Source organism: Inquilinus limosus DSM 16000, assembly GCF_000423185.1.
In the GTDB taxonomy this organism is placed as follows: Bacteria; Pseudomonadota; Alphaproteobacteria; order DSM-16000; family Inquilinaceae; genus Inquilinus; species Inquilinus limosus.
In genome coordinates, this window is the sequence record NZ_AUHM01000001.1 from 509,174 (window position 1) to 524,266 (window position 15,093).

18 protein-coding genes are annotated in these 15,093 nt (G+C 64.6%); 8 read left to right on the forward strand and 10 right to left on the reverse strand.

Features of this window, described 5'->3' with window-relative positions:
* Positions 1–20: 20 nt before the first annotated feature.
* The 8 genes from G537_RS0102470 (at position 21) to G537_RS43420 (ending at position 4,960) form a co-directional block, all read left to right on the forward strand.
* Positions 21–863 carry a transporter substrate-binding protein gene (locus G537_RS0102470; protein ID WP_026868769.1) on the forward strand — a complete coding sequence of 281 codons (843 nt, stop codon included), beginning with the start codon at positions 21–23 and terminating at the stop codon, positions 861–863.
* Positions 864–989: 126 nt separating this feature from the next.
* Complete coding sequence (locus tag G537_RS0102475) at positions 990–1,649, forward strand: amino acid ABC transporter permease (RefSeq protein ID WP_026868770.1); 660 nt, start codon at positions 990–992, stop codon at positions 1,647–1,649.
* Positions 1,650–1,659: 10 nt separating this feature from the next.
* Positions 1,660–2,313 (forward strand): amino acid ABC transporter permease, encoded by a 654-nt coding sequence (locus tag G537_RS0102480; RefSeq protein WP_026868771.1) that lies wholly within the window; start codon positions 1,660–1,662, stop codon positions 2,311–2,313.
* Between the two features lie 356 nt (positions 2,314–2,669).
* Positions 2,670–3,665, forward strand: a complete 996-nt coding sequence (locus tag G537_RS45350; RefSeq protein ID WP_051247706.1) for a calcium-binding protein — start codon at positions 2,670–2,672, stop codon at positions 3,663–3,665.
* Between the two features lie 89 nt (positions 3,666–3,754).
* Positions 3,755–3,979 carry a hypothetical protein gene (locus G537_RS0102490; protein WP_026868772.1) on the forward strand — a complete coding sequence of 75 codons (225 nt, stop codon included), beginning with the start codon at positions 3,755–3,757 and terminating at the stop codon, positions 3,977–3,979.
* Positions 3,980–4,146: 167 nt separating this feature from the next.
* On the forward strand, positions 4,147–4,491 hold the full coding sequence (locus tag G537_RS36050; RefSeq protein ID WP_051247708.1) for a hypothetical protein: 345 nt from the start codon (positions 4,147–4,149) through the stop codon (positions 4,489–4,491).
* An 11-nt stretch (positions 4,492–4,502) separates the two neighbouring features.
* Positions 4,503–4,727: a hypothetical protein gene (locus G537_RS0102500; RefSeq protein WP_026868773.1), complete on the forward strand. Its 225-nt coding sequence runs from the start codon at positions 4,503–4,505 to the stop codon at positions 4,725–4,727.
* A gap of 62 nt (positions 4,728–4,789) precedes the next feature.
* Complete coding sequence (locus tag G537_RS43420; protein ID WP_155888459.1) at positions 4,790–4,960, forward strand: hypothetical protein; 171 nt, start codon at positions 4,790–4,792, stop codon at positions 4,958–4,960.
* A gap of 304 nt (positions 4,961–5,264) precedes the next feature.
* Here the strand turns inward: G537_RS43420 and G537_RS0102510 are convergent, their stop codons facing one another.
* From G537_RS0102510 to G537_RS0102585, 10 genes are all read right to left on the reverse strand, one after another.
* The gene (locus G537_RS0102510; RefSeq protein WP_155888460.1) at positions 5,265–6,356 is read right to left on the reverse strand and encodes a tyrosine-type recombinase/integrase; all 1,092 of its coding nucleotides are present in this window, start codon (positions 6,354–6,356) and stop codon (positions 5,265–5,267) included.
* 259 nt (positions 6,357–6,615) lie between these two features.
* Positions 6,616–6,975: a MarR family winged helix-turn-helix transcriptional regulator gene (locus tag G537_RS0102515; RefSeq protein ID WP_026868775.1), complete on the reverse strand. Its 360-nt coding sequence runs from the start codon at positions 6,973–6,975 to the stop codon at positions 6,616–6,618.
* 1,321 nt (positions 6,976–8,296) lie between these two features.
* Positions 8,297–8,500, reverse strand: a complete 204-nt coding sequence (locus G537_RS36055) for a hypothetical protein (RefSeq protein ID WP_034850360.1) — start codon at positions 8,498–8,500, stop codon at positions 8,297–8,299.
* Between the two features lie 113 nt (positions 8,501–8,613).
* Complete coding sequence (locus G537_RS41835; RefSeq protein WP_051247710.1) at positions 8,614–9,156, reverse strand: BRO-N domain-containing protein; 543 nt, start codon at positions 9,154–9,156, stop codon at positions 8,614–8,616.
* 555 nt (positions 9,157–9,711) lie between these two features.
* Entirely contained in the window at positions 9,712–9,855 is a 144-nt protein-coding gene (locus G537_RS43425; RefSeq protein ID WP_155888461.1) for a hypothetical protein, read from the reverse strand.
* 444 nt (positions 9,856–10,299) lie between these two features.
* Complete coding sequence (locus tag G537_RS0102555; protein WP_026868777.1) at positions 10,300–10,530, reverse strand: hypothetical protein; 231 nt, start codon at positions 10,528–10,530, stop codon at positions 10,300–10,302.
* Between the two features lie 1,328 nt (positions 10,531–11,858).
* A complete protein-coding gene (gene terL / locus G537_RS0102560) occupies positions 11,859–13,568 on the reverse strand; it encodes a phage terminase large subunit (RefSeq protein WP_026868778.1) in 1,710 nt (569 codons plus the stop codon).
* A 377-nt stretch (positions 13,569–13,945) separates the two neighbouring features.
* Positions 13,946–14,593 (reverse strand): hypothetical protein, encoded by a 648-nt coding sequence (locus tag G537_RS43430; RefSeq protein ID WP_155888462.1) that lies wholly within the window; start codon positions 14,591–14,593, stop codon positions 13,946–13,948.
* A 1-nt stretch (position 14,594) separates the two neighbouring features.
* Entirely contained in the window at positions 14,595–14,873 is a 279-nt protein-coding gene (locus G537_RS36070; protein ID WP_051247711.1) for a hypothetical protein, read from the reverse strand.
* A complete protein-coding gene (locus G537_RS0102585; protein ID WP_026868781.1) occupies positions 14,870–15,088 on the reverse strand; it encodes a hypothetical protein in 219 nt (72 codons plus the stop codon). The genes G537_RS36070 and G537_RS0102585 overlap by 4 nt, the downstream gene beginning before the upstream one ends.
* Positions 15,089–15,093: the final 5 nt, after the last annotated feature.

The window sequence follows — 15,093 nt, forward strand, 5'->3', positions numbered from 1 at the left end:
ACAACAAACAGGAGGCTGAGATGCAATCCATTGCCCGGATCTTGCTGTCCGTCAGCGCCGCCGCCCTGCTGCTGGGCACCGCCGGCGGCGCCCTGGCGGCCGACAAGCTTCAGGAGGTGCTGAGCCGCGGCAAGCTGATCGTCGGCACCGGCAGCACCAACCCGCCCTGGCACTTCAAGACCGAGCAGGGCGACCTGGCCGGCTTCGACATCGATATCGCGAAGATCATTGCCAAGGGGCTGTTCAACGACCCGAGCAAGGTCGAGTTCGTGGTCCAGTCCTCCGACGCCCGGATCCCCAACCTGACCACCGACAAGGTCGACATCACCTGCCAGTTCATCACCGTCACCGCCGCCCGGGCGCAGCAGGTGAACTTCACCATCCCCTATTACCGCGAGGGCGTCGGCCTGCTGCTGATGAAGGACGGCCGCTACAAGAGCTATGACGAGCTGAAGGCGGCGGGCAGCGGCGTCACCGTTTCCGTGCTGCAGAACGTCTATGCCGAGGACATGGTGCACGCGGCCCTGCCCGAGGCGACGGTCGACCAGTACGAGAGCACCGACCTGATGTACGAGGCGCTGAACTCCGGCCGCGCCGACGCCGCCGCCACCGACATGTCGTCGCTGCGCTGGTTCATGAAGCAGAACCCGGACCGCTATCTCGACGCCGGCTACGGCTGGAACCCGCAGACCTATGCCTGCGCCGTGAAGAAGGGCGACCAGGACTGGCTGAACTTCGTCGACACCGCGCTGCACGAGGCGATGACCGGGGTCGAGTTCGACAGCTACGCGGCGTCCTTCGAGCAGTGGTTCGGCCAGCGCCCGCCGGCCCCGGCGATCGGTTTTCCCTCCGAGATGCGGTGAGGCTTCCCGCAAACCCTTCCTCGTCATTCCCGCGAAAGCGGGAATCTCGCACCGCCTGGATGCTGAGGAGATCCCCGCTTTCGCGAGGATGACGAGGGTGGGGAGTGGATCGGCGGAGGACACGGGGTGACCTACCAGTTCAATTTCGGCGTGGTCTGGGCCAGCCGTGACCTGTTGCTGAGCGGCCTCGCGCTGGGGCTTGGCCTCGCGGTGCTGTCGATCCTGATCGGCTGCGTCATCGGCCTGATCGGTGCCTTCGCTGCCACATCTCGCAGCCGGGTCGCCCGCGGCCTCGCCTCCGGCTACGTCACCTTCTTCCGCAACCTGCCGATCCTGGTGATCCTGCTGTTCGTGTTCTTCGCCCTGCCGCGGGCCGGGATCCGCCTCGACAAGATCGACAGCTTCGTCGCCTCGCTGTCCGTCTATGCCGGGGCCTATCTGGTCGAGGTGTTCCGCGCCGGCATCCTGTCGGTGCCGAAGGGCGTGCACGAGGCCGGTACGGCGCTCGGCCTCAAGCCGATGCAGATCCGCCGGCTGCTGGTCTTCCCGCTGATGCTGCGCAACATCCTGCCGGCGCTGGGCAGCAATTTCATCTCGCTGTTCAAGGACACCTCGCTGGCCGCCGCCATCGCGGTGCCGGAGCTGACCTTCTACGCCCGCAAGATCAACACCGAGAGCTTCCGCGTGATCGAGACCTGGCTGGTGACCAGCCTGCTCTATGTCTGCGCCTGCACCCTGATCGCCTTCCTGCTGCGCCGGCTCGAGGCGCGGCTGCGGCTGCCCTGAGGTCCCGCCGATGGACGCCTTCCTGCAGCAGCTCTGGGTCGCCCGCTGGGCCCTGCTCGACGGAGCCTGGCTGACGGTGCAGATCTCGGTCGTATCGATCGCCGCCGGCACCGTCTTCGGCGTGCTGGTCGGCCTGGCCCTGACCTATGGCGGCCGCGCCCTGCGCTGGCCGGCCCGGCTGTTCGTCGACTTCATCCGCGGCACGCCGGTGCTGGTCCTGGTGCTGGCCGCCTTCTACGTCCTCTCCGTCGTCGGCATCCAGCTGACCGCGGTGCAGGCCGGCGTCTTCGCGCTGGCCGTGTTCTGCAGCGCCCATGTCGGCGAGATCGTGCGCGGCGCGCTGCAGGCGATCCCGCAGGGCCAGATCGAGGCGGCGAAGTCGCTCGGCCTCAGCTTTCGCCTGACGATGCTCCTCGTCCTGCTGCCGCAGGCACTGCGCCAGATCCTGCCGAGCTGGGTCAACACCGGGACCGAGATGGTCAAGGCCTCGACCCTGCTGTCGGTGATCGGCGTCACCGAGCTGCTGCTGGCGACCAAAGAGGTGATCAGCCGCAACTACATGAGCCTGCAGTTCTACCTGCTGGCCGCGGCGGTCTATTTCCTCGTCAATTATGCCATCGAACGCCTCGGCAAGTCCCTGGGCCGCCGCGCTGCGCTGAAGTGAGGCTGCGGGCAGGAAGAAGCCACCCAAGTCTTCCCGCAATTGCCTCAAATAAATATTACCGCATTATGCAGATGCGGACACGAGGCCGATTCATATCATTCGCTTAAATTTTGATGATTTAAACAAGAAAGCGCGACGACAGAATCCGTCTTCTTGATCATTGAGAATGAGTCTATATAGATTTCGCTTCGGCCCGAAACCAGCCAGCGCCCAGACGAAACCTTCCAGGCCGTGCGGCCAGGGCTTCCCGGCGCCAGCTTTCGCGGCTTTTTGGTGGCCACCGCCTCCGGCGGGGCATGCGCTGCGGCGGGCATCGTCTTCGGAACATCGCTTCTGACGGGAAGGGGGAAACGGACATGACTGCGACCACCGAGACCAACGGCTCCGACATCATCATCGGCACGCCGGGCGACGATATCATCGATGCAGGCAACGGCAATGACGTGGTGAGCGGCGGCGCCGGCGACGACATCATCGACGGCGGCACCGGCTTCGACGTCATCACCGGAGGCTCCGGGGACGACGTCATCGACGGCAGCGAGGGCTTCGACGTCATCGACGGCGGCGGCGACAACGACTGGCTCCGCGGCGGCAATGGAGCCGACGTCGTCACAGGCGGCGACGGCCGGGACAAGATTGCCGGCGGCAACGGCGCCGACGTGCTGGACGGCGGTGCCGGCAACGACCTGCTGCGCGGTGGCGCCGGCGCCGACATCCTGAGCGGCGGCGACGGCATCGATATCGCCAGCTACGCCGAGAGCGACGCCGCGGTCTCGATCAACCTGGCCACGCACGAGGCCCATGGCGGCACGGCCGAGGGCGACGTCATCGCCGGCGACATCGAGACGATCCACGGCAGCCGCTTCGGCGATACGCTGACCGGCGGCGACGGCGACGACATCCTGCGCGGCCTGGGTGGCGACGATGCGCTGGCCGGCGGTGCCGGCGACGACCGTCTGGTCGGCGGCGACGGCGCCGACCGGATCGAGGGCGGTGCCGGCGCCGACACGCTGATCGGCGGCAGCGGTGCCGACAGCTTCGTCTATGCCGCCGCCGGCGACACCGGCACCGGCTTCGACACCCGTGACGTCATCGCCGACTTCTCCTCGGCCGATGGCGACAGGATCGATCTCAGCGGCATCGACGCCGACGGCGACGCCGGCAACGGCGACACCGCCTTCAGCTTCATCGGCGGCGACGCCTTCTCCGGCCAGGCCGGCGAGATGCGCGTCGTCAACGACGGCGTGGTCTCCGTGGTCAGCGCCGATATCGACGGTGACCGTCAGGCCGACCTGTCGATCGCGTTGATCGGCAGCGGCCTGGCCCTGACCGCCGGGGATTTCGTGCTCTAGCAGCGGTGGCCGGCGGCGGGGCGAAACGGAACAAAGCGCGGCGATACGGGTTTCCTGGCGTTCGATCGTTCCGTCCTCGTGAGCACCAGATGACCCGCCGTCTCCTGCCGATCGCCCTCGCCGCCGCCCTGCTCGCCGCCGGCTGCACCAACATGAACCGCGAGGCCCAGGGCACGCTGAGCGGCGGCGCACTCGGCGCCGCCGGCGGCGTCGGCCTGGCCGCGCTGACCGGCGGCAGCCTGCTGGCCGGCGGCGTGATCGGCGGTGCCGCGGGTGCCGTCGCCGGCAACCTGAAGAGCAAGGGCTACTGGTAAGGGATGCGGCCGGGCGGGACGGCCTCCGCCCCGCCCGGCCAGTAACCTGCCCGAAGCGTCGATCTATCATTTGATTATCCTCCCGAAAGGCGGAAGAATAGTTCCGTCGTTTCAGCCGGGAGGAAATAATGGTCGCAATATCCATTAGACCCCTGCTTGTAGGGGCCATGCTGATCGCCGCCGCGGCGGCGATGCCGGCCCGGGCGGGCGATGTCCCGCTGGTCACCGGCGAGCACTGGACCAAGGCCTCCGACTCCGAGAAGAAGGCCTTCCTGGTCGGCGCCGCCAACGTCATCTCGGTCGAATACGAGCTGCGGAAGGAAGACCGCCGCCACCGGCCGGGCATGGTCGACGCGCTGGTCACCAAGCTGCAGCCGATGTCGCTGAGCGACATTTCCAAGGGGATCGACGACTACTACACCGCGCATCCGGACCAGCTCTCGAGGGCGGTGGTCGAGGTGATCGTCACCGACATCGCCAGGATCGAACCCGGCCGACAGGCCGGGAAGTGAGGGAGGTCGCTATGAAGAAGCTTCTCCTGCCCGTGGCGCTGTGCGGCGCGCTGCTCGTCGGCGCCTGCGCGAACATGACCCGAGAGGAACAGGCGACGCTGAGCGGCGGCGCGATCGGCGCCGCCGGCGGCGCCGCGATCAGCGCTCTCGCGGGCGGCAATGCCGGCGTCGGCGCCCTGATCGGCGGCGCGGCCGGTGCCGTCGCCGGCAATCTGAAGGGCAAGGGCTACTGGTGATGTCCCGGCACGATCAGCTCCGGCAGATCGCGCCGTTCCATTCAGCCGATGGGAGGGGATCGATGCGCAAGAGTCTCGTGCTGGCGGCGCTCGCTGGGATCGGCCTCGCGGCGGGCGCCGCGGATGCCGGCAACAGAAAGCCCGAAGGCGTTTCGGACCAGGACACAGGCGCCGGGACCGTTTTCGTCCCGGCCGCCGACCCAGCCAAAGGCAAGGGAAAGGGCAAAGGCTAGCTCCTGGGAATCATTCTTGACGCGGCGCTCGCCGCCCGCGATAGAGAAGGCATGTCCGTGATCGTCCCCCGCCTCGTCGTCAGACGCAGCCGCATCGCCGCCGGCGGGACGCCCGGACTCTGTGTGTGCTGACCCCTCGGTCGGCATTCGCACTCGCGCAGCCCCGCCGGAAACGGACGGGGCTTTTTCATGGCCACCGCGCACCCCGTCCGACCGTTTCTCAGATCGTTCAGATGGAGTTCGCCGGATGACGCATCCCATTATTGGGACGGTGCCCTAGGATTTCTGCGGTGTTAAGGGCCGGTTACTCGGCCGCCTGTGCCGGTACGGGCACACCGTGTTCCTGTGCCCAGGCCGTATACTCCTCATAGGTCATGGCCCGCGGAGGGGCGACCACCGCCGGGGCCTTCGGACCTTCCAGGGCCGCCAGCGCCGCGGTCATGTTCTCGGGGGCGAGGTGGGCGTAGCGCAGCGTCGTCTTGATGTTGGCGTGCCCCATCAGTTCCTTGATCACCGCCAGCGCCACCCCACGCTGCACCAGCCGGCTTGCGTAGGTGTGTCGGACGCAGTGCAGCACGTAGTCCTCATCGTGCTCGTGCCCCGTGTGCCGCCGCATGAGCTTCCACAGGTACTCGACTTGGCTTTCTCCCAGGGGCTCGAACAGGCGATCCTTGGGGCCACAGTTCCGCGCGCGGTTGACCAGGATCTCCTTAGCGCGCTCCGTAAGGGGCACCAGACGCGGCTTGCGAACGCCGCCGCCCTTGTAGGTGATCAGCCGCACCCGTGAGGCATTGTCCACGATGTCGCCCGGCCGCAGCTCCAACAGCTCGTTCCGGCGCGCGCCTGTGTCATAGTTCACGGCCACCATATCGGCCATGGCGTGTTCCTCGATCCGGCGCCAGAAGGCGATTTGCTCCGCCTCCTCCTCCGGGGTGTAGTAGCGATCCCGCTGCCGCGCGTCGGGCTGCCACGGCATGTCCGGGACGGCCACCAAGAGGCGCTTGCGGCGCGCCTTATCGAGGATCTTGGACAGGGCCGCGAGCTTCCGGTTGATCGTGCCGCCGCAGTTGCCCCGCTTGTAGCACTCGGCCACGAAGTCGTCCAAGGCGTCCTCCGTGACCATCCGGGGGCGCGGGTTGCCCAGCGACCGGACCACGTCCTCGGCGCGCTTCACGAGCCCGTAACGGGTGCGCTTCTGCGCCCAGTCGGTGCGCTCCACGAGCCTCAGAACGTCCATGAGGGTGGCCTCGGTGGGGAGCGCGTCCCCGGCCATCTGGACGCCTGCCCAGGGCGGCGCCTTGCCGGCCTTCGCCGCCTCCTTCGCCTCCTCCTCCGCGGTCTCGGCCTGAACCTTGGTCGGGAAGTCCTTGCGGTAGCGGGTGCCGTTGATGGTCACGGACACCTGCCAGGACTGCCCCCGTTGACGGACAGCCATTCTGCTACTCCTTGTTCCCGAAACACCATGCTCCCACAATACCGCCGGGACCATGGATGACAGCCCCTGCCGTGGACGCCTGTGGGTGGCACTTCTCAACTTCCTCAGCCACTGCTCGCAGAATGGCGGCGATCTGCGCCGGGTGGCTGTTCTGGTCCGCGAAGCTTCGCAGTTTAATCGCCACTTGGAATGAACTTGGGTAATCCGGCATGGTCCCTCCTCACGAGTTGATGATGCGAACCAAGAGGTTCATCAGATCGCGCCCCTTAGGGGTCAGCCTAAGGCGCACGGTACGGCGGTCCAGCGGATCGGTGTGTTGCTCGATCAGCCCGTGGCCGGGGATCGGCTCACGTATTCCCTTGACCACTTTCCAGCCCCGAACTACGCCCAACTCCTGGATGTATCGGTACGCAGTCGAGCGCGAAGTGTTGACAGCGGCGGCAATCTCCACTGAAGACGGCTCTCCGAGGTACGCTATCGTCAGGAACACGTCGGCACAGGCCACCGTCATGGACGGGTGAATCCTCTGCAATTCGTCGGCCACCCGCATCAGTTTTTGCAGGGCCCTGAGATTGTTCATTTCGGATTGGCTCCGTGATCGTGGCACGGCTGATATCGCCCATATCCGGGACGATTGCAACGCCGAGAGTATCGATGCTCAGGCTTCCGCAACGTAGCATGTCAAACCCACCCCTTGGTTCAACCCGATGGCGTAGAACCGTTCTAAGCCCTTCGGATGCAGGACATTCCCCGATATGGGACGGTCTGACAAGGAGACGAATTGTGACCCATTCGAGGGATGCTTATTTCAAATTTGGCTGGAAACCTGGGGGCCGCGCCTAAGCTATGCGTGAGACGCGGAGCGCCATGCAGGGAACACATTCCCGTTTCGGGTGTTCGTAACGCCCCTCTTAGGGGCCCTTCACAGGCTCATCAGGCGGCGCCGTTACGCCGCGACCATCCCAGGGGCCGGCCGTTGGGCCACTCCCCTGGTAGGTTTCGCCTTGTCACGCCCTGCGGATGCCCCACACAAGGGCACCTAGGGCGCCCAGGTACACCAGAGGCCCCGCGCCGCCGTGAGCGCCCTCAGGCCCAACCGCGGCGATAGCTAGGGCGCAGGCGCCCCCGGCCAGATAGATAGCTAGGTCAAGCTTGGTCATGTTTAGGGTTCTCCTCTATCAGGGTGCCGGTGACGGCGCGCAGATGACCACCACCAAGACGGCGGCGGCGCCCACAAGGACGCCCCCAATGAATGCCAGGGCGATAGCCACTATGCTCCCTCCAATATGTATAAAATCCAAGGGAGCGATATTAGCCCGACCAGAAGCCACAGCACCAGTCCCAAAGCGCGCGCCACGTGGCCGATAGGCCGCACCTGAACGGGCGCTGAACGCGGCTGTGGGGGAGCACGAAGCTTCTCCTCCAGGGACCGTGCGGCTGCCTCTAGGCGCCCGCCTGGGATGAAGATGGACCGGGGCGCTGTCATAGGGCCACCTCCGGTTCGTCCACAGGGGCCGGGATAGGTTCCAGCGTGTACGGGCAGAGGCGGCCCACGCGAACGGCTTCGGTGGGGAGGTAAATTGCTTGCCGGTCGCCCACGCAATAGGCACCGTCCGTCACCTCAAGGACAGACAGGACCAGCCCCCACCGCCGCGCCGCTTCGCGGTTGGGTTCCCGGAACCATGCGCGGTACTGGTCCAGCGACCCGAAGCCGAAATGGGCGACCCACTGCCACCCCTCTTTTAGCCACTGATCACTGAAGTGTTCGGCTTCCTGGGCGGGCGTTGGGTGCCCGTTCTCGGCGTCGTAGCATCCGGAGGTGACTTGGCCTTTCCCAGGGTAATCGCCATAGGCGCCCTGGCCAGACCACGTCTCTAGCCTGTATATGGTGGCCATTGGTGTTAGCCTCCCACACGGGACAGCAGGAAGGTCCCGAAGCGGCTTTCAGTGAACGAGCGTTGCTCCACGTCCTCCGCGCAGTCGGCCAGGGCGGTTGAAATCGCCCGTGCCTGGGCCGCGGTCAGGTAGACCGTCTCGCCCCCCTGGAGGTAGATGGCGACATGCTCCCGGAAGCGGTGGACTTGGGCTTCGGAAATGGCCTTCATCGTGATTGCTCCTAAATGTGGGATGGAGCGGGCACAGGAAAGGCCCGGCGGGTTGGTCAGCTACCGCTACAGGGCGCGCTAGGCGCCCCGTTTCGACCCGGCTAAGGGTCTCGTCAGGCGGCTTGGAGAGCGGAGACGCGGCGGAGGGCCTTGAGGGCGGAATTGCACTCCTCGATTTCCCGCCGGGCGCGCTTGATGCGGGCCTGAAGGTCAGCCGCAGCGCAGGCAATCGGGTTGTGATCGGGAAGGGTATCAAAAGTTTTGAGACCCTTATCCGCAGGGGTGTCAAAAGTTTTGAGACCCCCGGCGGCGACCGTGTAAGACCCGGTCTTGCGGATAGTTGGGATCACGTCCCGTGCCACCCAATCCTGGAAGACGCGCGCGGCGGGGCTGAACGAACGCATGGCCAGCCGGTACAGCCCGCTTTCGTTGACCATCAGCATGGGTTGCGCTCCCCCCGGCGTGACAACGCGGTGCATTGCCTTTTCATCGCTGGGGATGGCTTTCAGGAACTGCGAAGCGCCGCCCGCATTCAGCCCCAGGGCAGCGAGCACGTCCCTGGCGACAAACCACGGGTCGCCCCCAAGGATCACGATACGGATGCCCTGAGAGATGGCGCCGTAGGAGAAGCGCGCGACGGGGTTGGAAGGTGACATTGACGGTCCTCCTATGAGGTTGTTGCGGAAACAGCTACCGCTACGGCCCTTTGAGGGGGCCGTTTCGACCCGGCTAAGGGTCTCGTCAGGCGGCGGGTGTGATGCTGTCCAAGGTGAAGGGGATCACGTACCCGCTTCGCTCCATGCGGACGTGTACCCAACGGCCCCTTTCGGGGAATACCTCAATCGTCCCGTACTTGTCCCCGCGCCGCCAACTGGCGGTTGCCGGATGAACTTCAACGCGCTGTCCCACTTGGAAATCCCCCTTCTTGGCCACGTCTCGATCCTCCTATGGGGTTGTTGCGGGGCGATCAGCTACCGCTATAGGGCGCCCAGGGGTGACCCAGGCGCTCCCATTTCGGCCTTGCTTAAGGGCCATCGTCAGGCGGCGGGAATGGTTCTTTGTGGGTCACGTCAGATACCCCGCGCGGTCAATCGCCTTCTGGGCTAGTGCTCTTGTCGCGTACCATCCCACCAACTCACCGTCCTGCCGGCGAATACGCCACACGCCATCAACCTTGACCGGTGTACTCGTCTTCCAAGTTTGCGTTGCCATCACTCGTCCTCCCCCGGCAGGGTCTCGACCACGGGACACTCGGCCGCTTCCTCCGCCGCGACACGCTCAAGGAAGGCGTCATAGGCGCTAAGGAACGCCTCGCTTTTGAAGTCCCAAGGCAGGGTCACGCTATACTCGTCCATGGCTCACGATCCATCCTGAATGTGGGACTGAAAGGGCGCAAAAAGAGCCTCATCAGGCACCGCCTTACGGTGCGACCATCGGGGCGCGCGCGGCTCGCCCCTAGGTTTCGGCCTTAACTCTCCATCACGCGGCACGTCACACCACGCCGCTCTAGATCCTCGCGAAGGCCCGCGATGAAGCCCGCCGATCCGGCGCAATAGAGAGACCAGCCCGCAGCGGTCATGGTGTACAGACGATGCATGGTGATAACCCCTCCCCTCTCTTAGGCGAACAGGGCGTGGGCAATGAGCCCGCCCAAGGTGCCGACCACAGCGCCCGTGAGGAACGCCACAGTGTACAGGTGATTGAGCATGTCAGGTGCTCCAGTGTGGTGACCAAGGGTGCCCCCTCAAGGCTCGCCCTGCGGGCTGCGCAAGGTGCTCTTGAAGGGGAACCTAGGGGCATCACTCCACCGCGGCCTCGATATCGCTTACCGCGTCGTTCAGATTGTCTATGGCGTTGTCCAGATTGCTGATGTTGTCCTGGAGCGCGTCGCCCCGCGCACTCATCTGGAGACCTTCGGGCATGTTGTCGAATGCCTCTTGCTCATCGTCCCGCTGCGTCTCCAGTTCCGAGACCAGCGCCTCGATACGGGACTTGATATCGTCCAAGGCCGCTCTACGCTTCGCGTTCATGTGTCAAGTCTCCTTTACGTGTCAGCGGGGCTCATGCTCCGCATTCGCGTTTCGGCCCCCTTAGGGCCATCATCAGGCGGGCTGTATGTGCTCCCGCGACGCTAGGTCTTCACCGCTGGTCTAGTGCAAGGCCCGTCTCCAGGCCGCTAGGGCGATTACTGAGGGCTCCGTGTCAGCCCCGGCGGGTCTGTTATGCTTGGCCAGTCCCGCTTGCCGTGAGGCTCTTGCCGAGCCCCGTGAGCCAATTGATCCCATATCCAGGACGAGTATGTCAATCGAAAAAATGCATCCCCCTGAAAATTCCTCCAGAGCCCAGGATTTCTGCGGGGTTCAGCCCCATGGTCCCTTCATGTGCCCTGATAAGGCAGCCTCAATGTGTCCGTATATGGGATGGCGCAGGCCCGTGCCGAGCCCAGGTCAAGTGCGCTTGACGCATGGTGCGCAATGTGGTGCCCTGGTGGCGGCTCTGAACGGGTGCCTTGAAGGGGCTTCTTGAGGGGCGCTGGTCTGACTGATTGCAGATTGCAACCGGATAAAAAACTCCAGAGCACTCCATCTAACAAGCGCGCAATTCAATCGCATACGATCTAATCGAAAAAATAAGGCCCAGCCCCCTCAGGGCGGACCTTAGTGCGATGGCGTATCCACCTGACAGCCTAGGCGCACTGCGGGTTTAGGCCCGGATGTGCCCGGATGGTGTGCCCCCAGACGTAAAGGAACGCGCGCGAAACGACGCGGTGCGCGCGGCGCGCTGCGAAAGAGGGGGCAAGGGGGGAACGCGTCGCGAGCAATATATCCGATTGACCGCTCAGATTTTTGCCCAGATTTAAGCCGCGGGTACGGGGAAGACCACAATGGCCCAAGAACCCCTTACGGGGCCCCTTCAGGCAGCCCATGACGGGCTCCATGGGGTTCCCTGCTAGGGTAGGAGCCATGATGAAGGGATGCCCCTGTAGGGCCTCCTGAGGGGCGCCTAGGGGGCACTGCCTCGGGAACCCATCGCACAGCCCTCCAGGGCGAGCTTCGAACCAACATCAAACCAGTGATGAAGGGGGACCTTCAGGGGCTCTTAGGGTAACCCCCGTAGGGGGAGGTCATTCATCAACCTCCCCCTCCAAGGATCATCACCACCACACACTCTCTAAGGGTATAACCATGATAATGGGAACACCCTAAGAGGACCATCCAATGGACCTTAAGCCATACCCTATAAACACTATATCAACCCTGGGGGAGGGTCGATCGGGGGGCTAACGGTAGGGTTTGGAAAATCTAAGGCGTTTTTATCTTTCGTTTCATGGGGTTAGGCAGCGATCTTAACCTTGGTCTCAGACCATCCCGTTCAGCCAAGCCGGACGGGGCTGCGGTCCACCGAACTCCTCCACGAACTGGGCGAACATGGCGTCCAGGGCGGCCTCCTTGGCCTCCTCCGCGCCCTTCTCGCTGTCCTTGGCCATGACCTCCAGGAAGTACGCACAGGCCCCCGCAAGGGCGTCCAGGCGGTCGTCATGGGCCAGGGCGCCTCGCTCCTTGGTGATGTGCGTGAGCTGGTAGGTCAGGCAGTAGTCCCGCCACCGGTCCCCGCCGTAGGCCATGGCCGAACGGGCGTCCATCTCGATCACCTTGGGATCAACGATGAGCTTATGCTGGGCCAGCAAGGGCTCCAGCGTATCGATGATGCGGACCTCCTTCTGATTGGAGGCGCGCTCGTCGATGATCTCCACCGGGTACTCGTTCTGGACGAACACGGGTTGGAGGAGCCGGGAGAACATGCCGTCCCCGAAGTTGCTCTCAATGCGAACCGTGTTGACCTTGTGCAGCTTGGCCAGGGCGACGATCTTCTGGAGCGTCGCGGTCCCGTAGCCGTCCTTGAAGCCCCCTGAGGCGACCAGAAAGAGGCGCCCGTTGGAGTGCTTCACGATGGCGTACCCGGTCTCGTCCTGGCCCCGTCCGGAGGGGTCGAGCTGCATCACCGTGTGGGTGTAGGGGAGGTATTCCCGGACCACGTCCATGGGCCTGTAGAGGCGATCCCCACGGAGCCCGTAGGCGTACTCGGAGAGGTCCTTTAGGTGCTGATCGGGACCGGCCGCCCAGACGTACTTGACCGGGGCCATGTCCGGATCGATGTCCGCCACAACCAGGTCTCCCAGGCGGAGGGGGAACTTGTCCATGTCCGACAGGGAGGTGTCGAGCATGAACTGAAGGGCGTAGCCGGTGCGCCCATACAGGTGCGCTTCAGAGGCCAGCTTCTCGCGGCTGAAGCGGGTGCATACGGGGGTGCCGGGGGGGACGCCACGCTCCACCAGGGTTTGGACGAAGGGCGCAAGCTTGTCCCCGTACTTGGATGGGTCGGCTGGAACCTCGGCCGGCCAGATGCGCATTCTGAAGCCGCCCAGCTCGTCCCCGGCGGTCTGGTCCACCAGCCACGAGTAGAGGCTGTCCTCCACCTGGGGCGTGCCCAGGAAGCGGATGTAGCCGGTCTCGGGCTTGGCGATGGCGCCGAACTCCTTGACCAGCTCCCGCAACTTCTCCCGCTGCATTTGCGTGCCGGAGTTGTTCGGGACCTCCACGTCATCGGCCAGGATCTCGTCCGCACGGGAACCGGTGATCTGGCCGGTGATACCCACGCTCTTGACGCTCGGGTCTTTCGAGGCGCGCGCAGGCCCAACGTCGAATTGGAGGTTGCTGTCGCGCTGGTCCTTGCCGGGCTGGAGGTGCTGTAGCTCGGGCATCTCCCGGATGAGCCGCTTGACGAACGTGCTGATGCTGTCCGCCAGGGTCTTGGAGGCCGAGACAATCTCGATCTTCCAATCGGGGTCTACATAGAGCCGCCAGCAGATGAAGGCGGAGAACATCCAGCTCTTACCAACGCCGCGGAACGCTTCGATGATCGCGCGCTTCGGGCCGTGCTGCATGTAGTGGGCGATGTCGAGCTGCACGGGGGTCGGGTCGGGGAGCCCGAGGTGCCGCCAGACGAGCGTCAGGAAGACCCTGAAATCGCGCGCTAGGGGGTCGTGAAGGGGATTGGGCTTGGTCACCCTACCTCACTCCTCCCCGTCCAATTCTACCCCTGCATTTCGCGGGGTTCCCTTTCCCCTGAAGGGGCTTGAGCCCATGCGGAACGCCCAGAGCGCGCACCCGGTTGCGGTGCACTTACGCGCCTCGGCGGCGTTCCCCCCGGAGCACTCGATACAGAACGCCCGGATGGCCTTTGTCGGGCTCGTCGGGCGACCGTCGCTCAGGACGGACAGTGGGACCTTCTTGGGATGCTGCCCGATAAGGGCCCCTTCATCGGTGGCATAGGGGGATCGCGTCAGGAACGGGTTGTCCTTGTTCATTGGATTGCCTCTAGAAAATGAAAAACCCCGCATTTCGCGGGGCTACGTTTGGATGCGGGGTTTCTCGGTAGGGTGGGCTAGCTGGTGATCCCGGCCGCGTCGGTGGCGGCGATAATCTCGTTCACCTTGTTCCCCAGAGAGGTCAGGGAGTTCTTTACGGCGTTGCTCTGGTTCGCCAGCCCGTTTGCCTTGTCACCCAAGGAGGTGATGGAGTTCTTCACCACGGCGTAGTTGGCCAGGAGCGTGTTCAGCTTCGCCGCCAGTGTTGCGATGGCGTTAGCCGCGCTCGCGATGTCGGTAACCGCCGCGATGGTGTTCGTACCTGACGTGCCTCCGGAGTTGTCCGTGACGGTGGAAATGCTCTGGAGCGCCGCCAAGGACGTTGAAGACGACGTACCACCCGTTGAGTTCGTGAAGGTGGTCTGAGTGGACATGGCCCCCAGGGTGTTCCCTGTGGAGCCCCCTACAGAGACCGTGAGGGGATTGATCGGCGTGCGTGGGGCCGATGCCGACTGGGTGGCCGCTTCCGTGATGCCCGAGATGGTAATCGTCGCTGCGCTCACCAAGGGCGCATTCAGGAGGACGGTGTACCGGTCCGGTTGGGTGAAGGCCCTGGCGGAGCCGTTGGCCTTAACCGTCACGGTGCCCTGAATGGCGACCGGAATGGAGAACGTGTCGTCCCCCGGCCGGCCCGCGTAGGAGATGGAAAAGGATCGGGTCGCCATGTCAGTTCACCACGGGGTGCCCGTCCTCACCGATGTTGGTGAAGTCAGGGAGCTGCTTATGGGCCGCCTGAGCGAGCCTCTGAAGGGCCGGGTCGGTCTCGGCGTCCGCGGTGATGTTGTTCAGCTTGAGGAACGCGATCGCCTGGGCCATGACGGCAGCGGACGGCTTCTCCACCGCGCCCGTCTCGGGATCGGTGGTGGGCGTCAGGGCGTCGGCCAGGGCCTCGGCGAGCTGGGCGTGCAGTGCCGCCAGCTTGTCCAGGGATGCCTTCTTGCTCATTTCAGGGAGAGAACCTTTGTAATGTCTACATATTGCAGAGCGAAGCTAATGGCCGCCGCCGCGCCAATGACGTAATAGCGCCAGCGTTCAAGGGCCGTTACACGGGTCTCCAGCTCAGAGTGCTGTCCGGCCATCTTGCGGACATCTGCAATGAGCATGTCGAGCTTGCCTTCTACCCTGCCCAGTAAGAGGGTGTGATTTTGGTCTTCAGCCATTGTTC

Bases quoted from the DNA above. Each gene is read 5' to 3' on its own strand.
- G537_RS0102555 (WP_026868777.1), bottom strand. From the start codon at position 10,530: ATGAACGCGAAGCGTAGAGCGGCCTTGGACGATATCAAGTCCCGTATC.
- G537_RS36070 (WP_051247711.1), bottom strand. From the start codon at position 14,873: ATGAGCAAGAAGGCATCCCTGGACAAGCTGGCGGCACTGCACGCCCAG.
- G537_RS45350 (WP_051247706.1), top strand. From the start codon at position 2,670: ATGACTGCGACCACCGAGACCAACGGCTCCGACATCATCATCGGCACG.
- G537_RS0102490 (WP_026868772.1), top strand. From the start codon at position 3,755: ATGACCCGCCGTCTCCTGCCGATCGCCCTCGCCGCCGCCCTGCTCGCC.
- G537_RS0102480 (WP_026868771.1), top strand. From the start codon at position 1,660: ATGGACGCCTTCCTGCAGCAGCTCTGGGTCGCCCGCTGGGCCCTGCTC.
- G537_RS43430 (WP_155888462.1), bottom strand. From the start codon at position 14,593: ATGGCGACCCGATCCTTTTCCATCTCCTACGCGGGCCGGCCGGGGGAC.
- G537_RS36050 (WP_051247708.1), top strand. From the start codon at position 4,147: ATGCTGATCGCCGCCGCGGCGGCGATGCCGGCCCGGGCGGGCGATGTC.
- G537_RS43425 (WP_155888461.1), bottom strand. From the start codon at position 9,855: ATGGACGAGTATAGCGTGACCCTGCCTTGGGACTTCAAAAGCGAGGCG.
- G537_RS43420 (WP_155888459.1), top strand. From the start codon at position 4,790: ATGCGCAAGAGTCTCGTGCTGGCGGCGCTCGCTGGGATCGGCCTCGCG.
- G537_RS0102500 (WP_026868773.1), top strand. From the start codon at position 4,503: ATGAAGAAGCTTCTCCTGCCCGTGGCGCTGTGCGGCGCGCTGCTCGTC.
- G537_RS0102470 (WP_026868769.1), top strand. From the start codon at position 21: ATGCAATCCATTGCCCGGATCTTGCTGTCCGTCAGCGCCGCCGCCCTG.
- G537_RS36055 (WP_034850360.1), bottom strand. From the start codon at position 8,500: ATGAAGGCCATTTCCGAAGCCCAAGTCCACCGCTTCCGGGAGCATGTC.
- G537_RS41835 (WP_051247710.1), bottom strand. From the start codon at position 9,156: ATGTCACCTTCCAACCCCGTCGCGCGCTTCTCCTACGGCGCCATCTCT.
- G537_RS0102585 (WP_026868781.1), bottom strand. From the start codon at position 15,088: ATGGCTGAAGACCAAAATCACACCCTCTTACTGGGCAGGGTAGAAGGC.
- G537_RS0102515 (WP_026868775.1), bottom strand. From the start codon at position 6,975: ATGAACAATCTCAGGGCCCTGCAAAAACTGATGCGGGTGGCCGACGAA.